The 11,665-nt window shown below is 70.4% G+C and carries 11 protein-coding genes and 1 pseudogene; 7 read left to right on the top strand and 5 right to left on the bottom strand.

The window, feature by feature from the left end:
• Nucleotides 1-24: 24 nt before the first annotated feature.
• From ACLBXX_RS07185 to ACLBXX_RS07195, 3 genes are read right to left on the bottom strand one after another with little or no spacing between them, the layout of a single operon-like run.
• Nucleotides 25-372: a hypothetical protein gene (locus ACLBXX_RS07185; RefSeq protein ID WP_447657475.1), complete on the bottom strand. Its 348-nt coding sequence runs from the start codon at nt 370-372 to the stop codon at nt 25-27.
• A gap of 9 nt (nt 373-381) precedes the next feature.
• Nucleotides 382-753: a bleomycin resistance protein gene (locus ACLBXX_RS07190; protein ID WP_447657476.1), complete on the bottom strand. Its 372-nt coding sequence runs from the start codon at nt 751-753 to the stop codon at nt 382-384.
• A gap of 39 nt (nt 754-792) precedes the next feature.
• Complete coding sequence (locus ACLBXX_RS07195; protein WP_387141100.1) at nt 793-972, bottom strand: hypothetical protein; 180 nt, start codon at nt 970-972, stop codon at nt 793-795.
• 204 nt (nt 973-1,176) lie between these two features.
• Between ACLBXX_RS07195 and ACLBXX_RS07200 the strand changes: the two genes are divergently transcribed.
• Nucleotides 1,177-1,509: a YciI family protein gene (locus tag ACLBXX_RS07200; protein ID WP_387141097.1), complete on the top strand. Its 333-nt coding sequence runs from the start codon at nt 1,177-1,179 to the stop codon at nt 1,507-1,509.
• Between the two features lie 52 nt (nt 1,510-1,561).
• On the opposite strand, the gene ACLBXX_RS07205 is transcribed toward ACLBXX_RS07200, so the two are convergent.
• On the bottom strand, nt 1,562-5,398 hold the full coding sequence (locus ACLBXX_RS07205; protein ID WP_447657477.1) for a choice-of-anchor I family protein: 3,837 nt from the start codon (nt 5,396-5,398) through the stop codon (nt 1,562-1,564).
• Nucleotides 5,399-5,605: 207 nt separating this feature from the next.
• Here ACLBXX_RS07205 and ACLBXX_RS07210 point away from each other — a divergent pair, with 207 nt between their 5' ends.
• The 3 genes from ACLBXX_RS07210 (at nt 5,606) to ACLBXX_RS07220 (ending at nt 8,543) form a co-directional block, all read left to right on the top strand.
• Complete coding sequence (locus ACLBXX_RS07210; RefSeq protein WP_447657478.1) at nt 5,606-6,778, top strand: acyl-CoA dehydrogenase family protein; 1,173 nt, start codon at nt 5,606-5,608, stop codon at nt 6,776-6,778.
• Nucleotides 6,779-6,803: 25 nt separating this feature from the next.
• Nucleotides 6,804-7,703 carry a 3-hydroxyisobutyrate dehydrogenase gene (gene mmsB, locus ACLBXX_RS07215; RefSeq protein ID WP_447657479.1) on the top strand — a complete coding sequence of 300 codons (900 nt, stop codon included), beginning with the start codon at nt 6,804-6,806 and terminating at the stop codon, nt 7,701-7,703.
• 63 nt (nt 7,704-7,766) lie between these two features.
• Nucleotides 7,767-8,543 carry an enoyl-CoA hydratase-related protein gene (locus ACLBXX_RS07220; RefSeq protein ID WP_387141085.1) on the top strand — a complete coding sequence of 259 codons (777 nt, stop codon included), beginning with the start codon at nt 7,767-7,769 and terminating at the stop codon, nt 8,541-8,543.
• A gap of 44 nt (nt 8,544-8,587) precedes the next feature.
• On the opposite strand, the gene ACLBXX_RS07225 is transcribed toward ACLBXX_RS07220, so the two are convergent.
• Nucleotides 8,588-9,124 (bottom strand): MarR family winged helix-turn-helix transcriptional regulator, encoded by a 537-nt coding sequence (locus ACLBXX_RS07225; protein WP_447657480.1) that lies wholly within the window; start codon nt 9,122-9,124, stop codon nt 8,588-8,590.
• Nucleotides 9,125-9,305: 181 nt separating this feature from the next.
• On the opposite strand from ACLBXX_RS07225, the gene ACLBXX_RS07230 reads away from it, so the two are divergent.
• The 3 genes and pseudogenes from ACLBXX_RS07230 to ACLBXX_RS07240 form a co-directional block, all read left to right on the top strand.
• A complete protein-coding gene (locus tag ACLBXX_RS07230; RefSeq protein ID WP_447657481.1) occupies nt 9,306-10,082 on the top strand; it encodes an electron transfer flavoprotein subunit beta/FixA family protein in 777 nt (258 codons plus the stop codon).
• 9 nt (nt 10,083-10,091) lie between these two features.
• Entirely contained in the window at nt 10,092-11,057 is a 966-nt protein-coding gene (locus ACLBXX_RS07235; protein WP_447657482.1) for an electron transfer flavoprotein subunit alpha/FixB family protein, read from the top strand.
• A gap of 6 nt (nt 11,058-11,063) precedes the next feature.
• A pseudogene (locus ACLBXX_RS07240) lies at nt 11,064-11,665 on the top strand (hypothetical protein); the annotation flags it as partial.

Consider the following 11,665-nt stretch of genomic DNA (forward strand, 5'->3'; position numbering starts at 1 on the left):
ATCCCGCCCGGCAGGACGCTGCGGTCAGGGCGCGAGCCGGGTGAGCAGGAGGTCGGCGGTGCGGGAGACCGCCGACAGCTGCCACGGCACCACGACGAGGGCGATGACGGCGAAGATCGCGATCGTCGACAGGCTCGCTCGGCGGACGAGGCGGTCGACGAGCAGTCCCAGGACGGTGATGATGGCAACGGTCGCGCCCGCGACGCTCGCGAATGCCATGCGCACGTAGGCGGCGTCGTCGGGAGCTTCGTAGCCGGTGGTCAGCAGCGCGAGCCCGATCGGCACGAGGACGAGGCCCCCGAGAAGGATGAGAGGCGCGGAGAAGCCGCGCAGGCTCGTACCGGGGCGGGGCTTCGTCGCGACGTCCGTCATGGCGCGCGCCTAGGGGAGCGGGGACCCGATGCGCAGCAGGTTCCCGTTGCGGTCGACGACGGCGAACTCGCACATGTCGTAATCGGTGTCGACCGGCCCGGCGATGCGGCTGCCCGTGGGTGGATCGGGCTCCACCAGATCGGCCCACGCGGCGTGGAGCTGCCGGGCGTCGTCGACGTAGAGGTAGCACATCGACGCCGTGGACAGCGGGTCCACCGACGGATCCTCCGTGAAGTGCAGCTCGATCGCGCCGCGCCCGATGATGAGGTACTGCCACACCTCGGGCGGCGCGCCCCGATTCTCGAACCCGAGCCGTTCGTAGAACGACAGGGTCTCGGCGAGGTCGCGGCTGAGAAGGATCGGGACGGCGCGCTCGCTCATCCCCGCAGGCTAGCGTGCGCGCCGGTGGCGGCGACAGAGCTAGAGGAGCTCCATCAGCTGCGGGCCGAACACCGCGACGGCGGCCGCGGCGACGCCTGCCACTCCGATCGCGGCGATCGTCACGACGACGATGTTGCCGCCGATCGTGAGGAGCAGCGCGGCGGCGGTGGACAGCTCGCGGTGGCGGGTGACCGGGACGGTGGACGTGGTGCTGGTCATGTCTTCGACGCTACGGAGCCGGATGCGGCGCCGCGTCAGCCCGGAGTCTCATCCGGGTCCACCCGGAGGATGATCTCTCCGGTCGAGACCGGGGGCACACTCACGTCGAAAAACTTCTTGGTCAAACTGTCGACATCGTCGCCCGTCAGGCGACGACCGGAGTGAGGCTGGCGGACAGCCGCCCACAACCGGAAGGATCACCCCATGAAGTACATGATGTTCGTCGTCACGTCGCTCGAGCCCGATGCCGAGACCGACGAGTCCGACGTCGACCTGTGGGTCGACCCGCTCGACGCGAGCGGCAAGCGCGTCATCGGCGAGGTGCTCGCGCCGCAGGCCGACTCCACGGTGGTGAAGGTGCGCGGCGGCAAGGTCCTCACGAGCCGCGGTCCGTACGTCGAGACGGCGGAGGTCATCTGCGGCTTCGACATCCTCGAGGTGGAGAGCCTGGAGGAGGCGATCGAGATCGCGTCGCGGCATCCGATGGCACGGAACGGCCAGCTCGAACTGCGCCCGTTCATGGTCTGGGACCAGTGACACGAAGAGACGGCCCCCACCCGGAGGTGGGGGCCGTCTCGTGTGCGGTGTGTCAGTCCGCGGTGCTCTCGCGACGCTTGCGGATCACGAAGAGCGCCGCGCCGGCGATCATCAGCAGGGCTGCGCCGCCGACCGCGATGCCCCACGGGAACTCCGAGCCGGTCGCGGCGAGGGCCCCGGGAGCCACGACCGTGACGCCCACCTCGATCGGGTCGAGACCCGCTGACGTGATCACCAGGCGGTGGTCGCCGAGCGCGATGTCCGACGGGATCGCGACGGTGAAGCTCAGACGGCCCTGCGCGTCGGCGGCCGGGATGCCCGAGACCACGACCGGGTCGCTGAAGAGCGTCGCGGCCACCGTCTGGCCAGGCTCGAGGCCCGAGAGCGAGACGCGCAGCGTGCCGCCCTGCTCGACACGGCCGGAGCCCACGTCGACCTTCGCCCAGTCACCGCCGCGCTGCACGCCCGCCGCCGGCGGGTTGCCGCCGGGGTTCACGGGCGTGGGCGGGGTGGTGGTGCCGGGGTCGGTACCCGGGTCGGTGCCCGGGTCCGTGCCGGGGTCGGTGCCCTCGACCGGGGGCTGCTCGCCGATCAGGTACGCGCGGTTCGCGGGCGACGGTGCGACCGGCCCACCGGCGGCGGCGAAGAAGTCCACCGTCGCCTGCAGGTCGATCTGGCCCGAGTCGAGCACGTTCGTGCCGTCGGCGAAGGAGAAGAAGTTGTCGCCACCGGCCGAGAGGAACGAGTTCGTCACGACGCGGAAGGTGTCCGTCGGGTCGATCTCCTCACCCTGGTACTGCATCGACACGACGTGCGCATCGCGGGCGGCCGCCGGGTCGTACTCGAACGTGAAGCCCTTCGAGACGCCGAGGGCGAGCTTCGGGCGCGACGCGCCGTCGGGCTGCCACTGCTGCTCGAGGATCTCCTTGATCTGCGCGCCGGTCAGGTCGAGCGTCACCAGGGTGTTGCCGAACGGCTGGACGTTCGCGACCTCGCGGTACGACATCGCGCCGTTGTCGTCGCCGAACAGCAGGTCGTTGCGGAGGCCGCCCGGGTTCATGAACGCAATCTGCGCGTCCTGACCGCCGTAGCCCGGGTTCGCGCTCGTCGCCCACAGGTAGACGTCGGCGACGGTGTTGCCGAGCGTGGAGTGCACGCCACGATCCTCGCTGCCGGTCGAGGTCTTGCCCCGGAGGATGTCGGCCGTGATCGAGCCGACCTGCACCTGGCCCTTCTCGTTCGCGACCTTCACGGCCTCGTCGACGATCGACTTCGTCTCGGCATGCGGGTACGCGACGTGCTGGCTCACGACCGAGTCGTACAGCGATACGGTGCCGCCGGTGATCGACTCGAGCTCGCCTGTCTCGGTCAGCTCGATGTCGAGGGTGCCGAGGGCGGTGCCGTACTGGTGCGCCTGGATGACCGGGCGACCGCCGATCTCGTGCGCGTACCGCTGGTGCGTGTGCGCCGAGACGATGGCGTCGATGTCGTCCGACGCGTTCTCCACCAGGTCACCGAACGCGTCGTCGGCCTGGCTGGCCTCGAGCGCCGAGCTCGCGGCGCCCTCGTGGGCGAGCAGGATGACGACGTCGGCGCCCTCGTCCACTGCGTCCGCCGCCGCGTCGTTGGCCGAGTCGACCAGGTCGCGGAACTCGATGTCGGCGATGCCGTCGGGGCTCACCATGCCGGCCGTCTGCGTCGTGACGACGCCGACGAACGCGATCTTCGTGCCGTTGACCGTCTTGATCGTGTACGGCTGCAGCGCGGGAACGTCGGTGCCCTTCGTGAAGACGTTGGCGCCGAGGGCGAAGTCGCTCATCGCGTCGGCGTTCTGGTCGCCCTCGTAGCTCGGGATGACGTCGTTCACCAGGTCGTCGAAGCCCTGGTCGAACTCGTGGTTTCCGACCGCGCTGGCGTCGAGGCCGGCCGCGACCAGCGCGTCGATCGTCGGGTCGTCGTCGTCGATGAACGACTCGAACGCCGAGGCGCCGATGTTGTCACCGGCCGAGACGAACAGCGTGTTCGGGTTCTGCTGACGGTACTTGTCGACAGCGCCCGCGAGCACCGCCGCACCCGCGACTCCGCCGGTCTCCTGCATGAGGCGCCCGTGGAAGTCGTTGATCGTCAGCACGCGCACGTCGGGCTGCGAGGCGGTGAGCTGCTCGACGTCCCAAACGGTGGTGGTGCCCGAGACCTCGCTGCCCACGACGAGCTGCGGAGTGCCGGTCGACGAGCGCAGCGCCGAGATGAACTGGATGCCCTCGGGGCCGAGGTCGCCGGCAGCGGACGTCTTCACGTCCTTCGTGAAGTCGCGGTTGTTGACGTAGGTGACGTACTGCGCCGCCGCGGGGTCGGTGATGTCGTAGACCATCACGCCGCCGACGCGCTCCAGACCGACGAAGGCGTAGGTCTTGCCGCCGACGACGCCGACCGTGACATTCTCGGGCTCGGGGCCCTTGTCGTCGCTGCGGTCGTTGCTGGTGTTGTTGTCGTTGCTGGCGTTGAAGACCAGCCCCGGGATCTGCGACGTGATCTGCTCGAAGTCGTCACCCGAGTCGAACACCAGGTTGCCCTTGGTATCCCAGATCGAGAACGAGCGACCGCCGTAGGCATACAGCTCGCTGTAGCAGTCGGCGCCGTCGGCCTTGCCGAGGTCGGTGACCACCTTCAGGCGACCGAGGACGTCGTCCTTCTGGATGTTCGCGATCTCCGAGAGCGGGCCGGTCGCGCAGATGCCGGCGAGGCCGTCCTTGCCGAGGTCCTTGATGCGGGCCTCGTCGATGAAGTACGAGTCGGTGTCTTCCGCACCCCACTCGCGCGCGTCGCCCTCGTTCGCGGTGACGAGGTACGTCGCGGTCTTGCCGCCGACGGTCGCCTGGAACGACTGGATGCCGTCGGGCATGTAGAGGCCCTTGAGCCCGGGGTAGGTCTTGATGTTGACGGTCGGAGCGCCCTGCGGGTCGCGGTCGCTCGCGTCGAGACCGTTGCCCGCGATGCCGTAGTCCTTGTACCCGAGCGGGAGGATCGAGGTGATCTCGGGCTTGGTGAGGTCGATGACCGCGATCGCGTTGGCCTCCTGCAGCGCCGCGTAGGCGGTGGTGCCGTCGACCGTGATGTACTCCGGCTCGAGGTTGCGGCTCACGCGGTTGGCAGTGAGGGGCTTGTCGCCCTGGTCGGGTGCAGCGACGTCCGGGCCGAACACACGCACCTTCGGGTCGAGCGTCTTGGTGCCACCGGCCTCGAAGGCGCCGAAGCCGGCGGTCTTGACCGCACTCTGGGCCGGAGCGGCGACGCCGGCCGGAAGCGTCACGACGCTGATCGAGCCCTCGGGGTCGAGCGAGAAGTCGTCGGCGGGCTCGCCCTCGTTCGCCACGACCGCGTACTTGCCGTCCTTTGAGACGGTGACCATGTCGGGAAGGGCCCCGACCTCGACCTGTCCGAGCACCGCGGCTTCGGCCGAGTCTTTGTTCGCGTCGAAGAACACGAGGTGACCCTTGTCGGTCTTCTCCTCGGCTTCGAAGGCGACCACCCCCAGGCCGTCGTCGCGGACGGCGAGGGAGTTGGCGACACCCGTCGAGGCGATCGAGAACAGTTCGGTCGGGTGCTCGGGGTCGGTGTTGTCGAGCACGACCACCGTGCCGGCCTGCGCGTTGACCACGAACAGGCGGTCGCGGTAGGCCTGCACGATCTCGGCGGCGGACTCCCCATAGACACCGGACTCGTGCGTTCCGAGCGGGGTCAGCGAGAGGGCGGCGTTCGGGGCGGAGTCGCTGAAGTAGTCCGGAACGAGCGCGGCGGATGCCGCGGTGCTGCTTGTCAGCGCGAGCGCGCAGACGGCCGCGGTCGTCGCGGTGAACGCGACGGCGCGGCGGAGAAGATGCGAAGGCATGCGTGTCCTCGGTAAGGGGGTGACGGGTGCGATACGGAATGGAACCCAGCGTCCAGACCGAATCGGTTCGAGCCTCTCTAGCGAAGGTGACCCCAGGGTGAACGGCACAAGACCACTCGGGTACACGGATTACCGAGCAACTACATGGATGTCCTAGTATTCTGGAAGTCGTGACGAAGCCGTCACCCTGACTCACCGGAGAGACGTATGGACGCCACCCCTGTCCCCGTGCTCGCTCCCGTCGCCATCAGCGAAGACGAGCGCGCAGCCATCATCGAAGCCGTGCGCGATTTCGCGCAGTCCGAACTCGCGCCGCACGCGCTGGAGTGGGACAGGGCATCGCACTTCCCCCGCGAGACGCTGCAGCTCGGCGGCGAACTCGGTCTCGGCGGCATCTACGTCCGCGAGGACGTCGGCGGCTCAGGTCTCTCGCGCTCCGACGCGGCCGCGATCTTCGAGGAGCTGGCGAAGGGCGACCCCGCCATCGCCGCCTACATCTCGATCCACAACATGGTGGCGTGGATGATCGACACGTACGGCACCGACGCTCAGCGCCAGGAGTGGCTTCCGCTCCTGACCTCGATGCAGGGCTTCGGCAGTTACTGCCTCACCGAGCCGGGTGCCGGGTCCGACGCCGCCGCCATCGCGACGAGCGCGATCCGGTCGGGCGACGAGTATGTGCTGACCGGCGTCAAGCAGTTCATCTCCGGCGGGGGCGAGGCATCCGTCTACATCGTCATGGCCCGCACCGACGCCGATGCCGGCGCGCGCGGCATCACCGCGTTCCTCGTGCCGGCTGACACCCCCGGGCTGTCGTTCGGGCAGCTCGAGCACAAGATGGGATGGAACGCCCAGCCGACGCGGCAGGTGATCCTCGACGAGGTGCGCGTTCCCGCCGCGAACATCCTCGGCGGCGAGGGCCAGGGCTTCAAGATCGCGATGTCGGCGCTCGACGGCGGCCGCATCAACATCGCCGCCTGCTCGCTGGGCGGTGCGCAGTGGGCCCTCGACCGCGCGGTGACCTACGTGCACGAGCGCTTCACCTTCGGTGAGCCGCTGGCCGAGAAGCAGGCAGTGGTGTTCGCGCTCGCCGACATGGCCACCGAGCTGCGGGCGGCACGCGCGCTCGTGCGCGACGCCGCCGCCGCCCTCGACGCGAAGGCGCCCGACGCCTCCATGCAGTGCGCGATGGCCAAGCGGTTTGCCACGGACGCGGGCTTCACCGTCGCGAACCAGGCGCTGCAGCTGCACGGCGGCTACGGTTACCTCCACGAGTACGGGATCGAGAAGGTGGTGCGCGATCTGCGTGTGCATCAGATCCTGGAGGGGACGAACGAGATCATGCGCGTGATCATCGGCCGCCAGCTGCTCGCGCACTGACGATCTCAGGACGAGGAGGTCCGACATGAAGGTCGCATTCCTGGGGCTCGGCCATATGGGCCTGCCCATGGCACGGAATCTCTCCGGCAGCGGACACGAGGTGGTCGGCTTCGACCTCTTCCCCGCCGCGGTCGACGCGGCGCGAGAGGCGGGGCTGACCGTCGCGGATTCGGGAACGGATGCCGCCACCGCCGCGGACGTCGTCATCACGATGTTCCAGTCCGGCGCGCAGGTGCTGGAGGCCTATCGGGGCTCCGGCGGGGCTGAAGGGCTCCTCGGGGTCGCAGCATCCGGAGCACTGTTCATCGACTGCTCGACGATCGCCGTGGACGAGGCGCGCGCCGCGCACGCGCTCGCCGAGGCGGCCGGGCATCGCTCGCTCGACGCCCCGGTCTCGGGCGGGGTGGTCGGCGCCGAGAACGCCACGCTCGCGTTCATGGTCGGCGGCACGGACGACGACTTCGAGGCGGCACGGCCGCTCCTCGAGGCGATGGGCCGCCGCGTCGTGCACTGCGGAGGCGCCGGGCTCGGCCAGGCCGCGAAGGTGTGCAACAACATGATCCTCGCGGTGTCGCAGATCGCGGTGGCCGAGGCGTTCGTGCTGGGGGAGCGGCTGGGGCTCTCGCACCAGGCCCTCTTCGACGTCGCCTCGAACGCGTCGGGCCAGTGCTGGGCGCTGACGACGAACTGCCCCGTGCCGGGTCCCGTGCCGACGAGTCCCGCGAACCGCGACTACCAGCCGGGATTCGCGGGCGCCCTCATGAACAAGGACCTGGGCCTCGCCGAGCAGGCGATCCAGCTCACGGGGGTGGATGCCCGCATGGGCATGCTTGCGCGCGAGATCTACGCCCACTACGCGGACGGCCCCGGCGCCGGCGAGGACTTCTCGGGCATCATCAACTCGATCCGCGAGTTCTCGGACTGACCCGCCTTCCCGGCGCATCTACGATCGAACGGACCGCACCGATGCGGCCGGGACGGAGCACGCATGACCGAGTACGAGACGATCCTCGTCGAGACCCGCGGCCGGGTCGGGTGGATCACCCTCAACCGGCCGGAGGCGCTCAACGCGCTGAACTCCCAGGTGTGCCGCGACGTCGTGGCCGCGGCATCCATCTTCGATGCCGACGAGGGGATCGGCGCGATCGTCGTGACCGGCTCGGAGCGCGCGTTCGCCGCGGGCGCCGACATCAAGGAGATGGAGTCCAAGAACGGGCTCGAGATGCTGATGGGCGACCACTTCGGCGGCTGGACGCAGTTCGCCGCCGTGCGCACGCCGGTGATCGCCGCCGTCTCGGGCTACGCGCTCGGCGGCGGGTGCGAGCTGGCGATGATGTGCGACATCATCCTCGCGGCCGACACCGCGAAGTTCGGGCAGCCCGAGATCAACCTCGGCGTCATCCCGGGCATGGGCGGCTCGCAGCGCCTCATCCGCGCGGTCGGCTACTACAAGGCCGCCGAGCTCATCCTCACGGGACGGATGATGGATGCTGCGGAAGCCGAGCGGTCGGGACTCGCCTCGCGCGTCGTGCCCGCGGCCGACCTGTTGGCCGAGGCGCAGAAGACGGCCGAGGCGATCGCGTCGAAGAGCCTCCCGTCGCTGTACGCCGCGAAGGCCGTGCTGGACGCCGCGCAGGAGACCTCGCTCTCCGAGGGCCTGCGCCTCGAGAAGCACGTGTTCGCGAGCCTCTTCGACACCGCGGACCAGAAGGAGGGCATGGCCGCCTTCCGCGAGAAGCGCGCTCCCGAGTTCACGGGGCGCTGACTCCGCCCGCTGATCACGCCCTGGACGCGGTCGCGACCTGGGGGTCAGAGCGGGTCGGGCATCGGGCGGGGCTCGGTGAAGTCGCCGGCGCCCTTGCGGAAGCGTGCGATGATCCGCACGAGCTCGGTCGTGTCGGCGTCGGTGAGGCCCGGGTCCTCGAAGACCTCGGTGTTCAGCGCCGTGGTCGCGCGCTCCACGAGCTCGCGCCCGGTGTCGGTGAGCACGAGCATCGCCGCGCGGCCGTCGCCAGGGTGCGGCTCGCGCGAGACGAGGCCGTCGCGGGCCAGGCGGTCGACGGTGTTCGTGACGCTCGTCGGGTGCACCTGCAGGCGGGCGATGGCGCTGGCCATCGGCATCCGTCCCTCTCTGGTGAAGCCGAGCAGGCGCAGCATCTCGTACCGGGCGAACGACAGCCCGAACGGCTTGAGCGCGGTGTCGATGCGCGCGAAGAGGAGCTGCTGCGCGCGGATGATCGACGTCACGGCGGTCATGCCCGCGGCCGCGTCCTCCCAGCCATGGGCGATCCACTGGCGCTTGGCTTCGGCGATCGGGTCGACCGGAAGACGCCTGGGTGCTGCCATGTCGACCTCCTCGTCCCCACCGTACCGGTGGACCGGGCTGACGACGGACACGCGGATGCCGCGAAACGGCCGCTTATGTATACACACGGCGGGTCACGGGTCGGTCATCGCCGGTTCATTTCGCGGGATTGGGTACATTGCGGCGCGAGCCATAGACTCGTGCCCAGCGTGAGGAGATCGTATGAAGATCGTCGTCCTGGTCAAGGAAGTCCCGGATACCTATGGGGATCGCAAGCTGTCGCTCGAGACCGGCCTGGCCGATCGCGGCGCGAGCGAGACGGTGCTCGACGAGATCGGTGAGCGGGCGCTCGAGGTCGCGTTGTCGTACGCCGACAAGACGCCGGGCACCGAGGTGGTCGTGCTCTCGATGACGCCGGAGTCGTCGGCGGCGACGGTGCGCAAGGGGCTCGCGATGGGTGCCGCGTCGGCGGTGCAGGTCGTCGACGAGGGGCTGCTCGGCGCCGACCTGGGGCTGACGGCCGAGGTGCTGGCGGCGGCGCTGCAGCGCACCGGGTTCGACCTGGTGATCGGCGGCAACCTGTCGACCGACGGGGTGGGCGGGATCGTCCCCGCGATGGTGGCCGAGATCCTCGACGTGCCGTCGGCGACGTACCTCAGCTCGGTCGAGATCCGCGAGGGCGAGGTGCTCGGCACGCGCGCCTCGGACGGGGCGACGCTGCAGGTGACGGCGGCGCTGCCGGCGGTGATCTCGATCACCGAGGCGCTGCCCGACGCGCGCTTCCCCAACTTCAAGGGCATCATGGCGGCCAAGAAGAAGCCGTTCGAGACCCTGTCGCTCGCCGAGCTCGAGATCGACCCGCACGATCCCGATGCGTCGCGCTCGATCGTGATCGCACTGAGCGAGAAGCCGCCGCGCGAGGCCGGCGTCAAGATCGTCGACGAGGGGGATGCGGGCCAGAAGCTCGCCGACTTCCTCATCCAGAACCGGCTCGCGTGAGGTGCCCCGATGACGTTTGCAGATGACTCGATCCTGGTCCTCCTCGACACCACGCCCTCGGGCGGGCTCGCCAAGACGGCGGCCGAGCTGCTGGGCGCTGCCGCCTCGGTGGGCACGCCGGTCGCGGTGATCGTCGGCGACGCCGCGTTGGCGACGGATGCTGCGGCCCTGGGCGCCGCGTCGGTGCTGGTCGCGCCGGCCGGCGAGGGCCTGTCGGTGCCGCGGGTGGACGCGCTGACGGAGGCCGCCGACCTGGTGCGCCCGGACGCGATCCTGGTGGCGAACTCGGTGGAGGGCCGCGAGGTCGCCGGCCGGTATGCCGCCCGCACCCGCTCGGGTGTCGCCGCGGACGCGGTCGGTGTCTCGCGTGACGCGGAAGGCGTGGTCGCGCATCACTCGGTCTACGGCGGCGCGTACAACGTCGACTCGGCCGTCACCTGGGGTGCGCCGGTCATCACGATCCGCCAGGGCTCGATCGACGCCCGCGCCGACGCGGTCGACGGAGTCGAGGGGGAGCCGCTCGAGGTGCGCGCCTCGAGCCGTCGCGCCGCGACCGTGACCTCGGTCGACGAGGCTGTGGTGTCGTCGTCGCGCCCCGAGCTGCGTGGTGCGGCGAAGGTGGTCTCGGGCGGACGCGGACTCGGATCCGGCGAGAAGTTCGAACTCGTCGAGCAGCTCGCCGACGCGCTCGGTGCCGCGATCGGCGCGTCGCGTGCCGCCGTCGACGCCGGGTACGTGCCGTACTCGTACCAGGTCGGGCAGACCGGTGTCTCGGTGTCGCCGCAGCTGTATGTCGCGCTCGGCATCTCGGGCGCGATCCAGCACAAGGCCGGCATGCAGACCGCGAAGACCATCGTCGCGATCAACAAGGACGCCGACGCCCCGATCTTCGAGATCGCGGACTTCGGCGTGGTGGGCGATCTGTTCACGGTCGTGCCGCAGCTGATCGCCGCGCTCGAGGCGAAGAAGGCGTAACCCGGCATGGCGACGTTCGGTTCCACGGTGCGCCGCGGCCTCCCGCGCGTGCCCGGCGGCGAGCCCTGGCCGCCCGCCGGCGCCGCGCCCGGCGCGAACGGCAACGGCGCCGCTGCGCAATCCCCGCTCGTTGAGCGAGCGAGGGACGAGCGAGTCGAAACGCCCCCGGCCGGCGCGCAACCCGACGTTCGCGAGGTTCCGGCAGCGGTCGCTGCCACATCGGTGCCGGAAGTTGCGGGCGCGGATGCCGCGACCCCCGCGGTCGTGACCCCCGAGGTGTCGGTGCCCGGGGCGCGGGCCGTGCGTCGCGGCCTGCCGCGCGTCGCCGGCGGGGAGCCGTGGCCGCCGGCATCCGTCGTCCCCGCCGCTGCGGCGGAAGTGGCAGCTGTCGCCGCCACCGACACCGCCGCGCGACCAGAGGTGACACCTTCGGAGGCTGCCGTCGAGGAGAAGGTGGCACCTGTGGTCGCCACAGCCGCGGCGACCGCGCCAGAAGCGACACCTTCGGCCACGGGCGAGGGGACGAAGGCGCTCCGCCGCGGACTTCCGCGTGTGGCCGGCGGCGAGCCCTGGCCGCCGGCGGGCTTCGCGCCGACCGCGACCGCGGC

The sequence above is a fragment of the Microbacterium sp. C23T genome (genome assembly GCF_053345975.1).

Bases quoted from the DNA above. Each gene is read 5' to 3' on its own strand.
- ACLBXX_RS07185 (WP_447657475.1), bottom strand. From the start codon at position 372: ATGACGGACGTCGCGACGAAGCCCCGCCCCGGTACGAGCCTGCGCGGC.
- ACLBXX_RS07200 (WP_387141097.1), top strand. From the start codon at position 1,177: ATGAAGTACATGATGTTCGTCGTCACGTCGCTCGAGCCCGATGCCGAG.
- mmsB (WP_447657479.1), top strand. From the start codon at position 6,804: ATGAAGGTCGCATTCCTGGGGCTCGGCCATATGGGCCTGCCCATGGCA.
- ACLBXX_RS07230 (WP_447657481.1), top strand. From the start codon at position 9,306: ATGAAGATCGTCGTCCTGGTCAAGGAAGTCCCGGATACCTATGGGGAT.
- ACLBXX_RS07220 (WP_387141085.1), top strand. From the start codon at position 7,767: ATGACCGAGTACGAGACGATCCTCGTCGAGACCCGCGGCCGGGTCGGG.
- ACLBXX_RS07235 (WP_447657482.1), top strand. From the start codon at position 10,092: ATGACGTTTGCAGATGACTCGATCCTGGTCCTCCTCGACACCACGCCC.
- ACLBXX_RS07225 (WP_447657480.1), bottom strand. From the start codon at position 9,124: ATGGCAGCACCCAGGCGTCTTCCGGTCGACCCGATCGCCGAAGCCAAG.
- ACLBXX_RS07210 (WP_447657478.1), top strand. From the start codon at position 5,606: ATGGACGCCACCCCTGTCCCCGTGCTCGCTCCCGTCGCCATCAGCGAA.
- ACLBXX_RS07190 (WP_447657476.1), bottom strand. From the start codon at position 753: ATGAGCGAGCGCGCCGTCCCGATCCTTCTCAGCCGCGACCTCGCCGAG.
- ACLBXX_RS07205 (WP_447657477.1), bottom strand. From the start codon at position 5,398: ATGCCTTCGCATCTTCTCCGCCGCGCCGTCGCGTTCACCGCGACGACC.
- ACLBXX_RS07195 (WP_387141100.1), bottom strand. From the start codon at position 972: ATGACCAGCACCACGTCCACCGTCCCGGTCACCCGCCACCGCGAGCTG.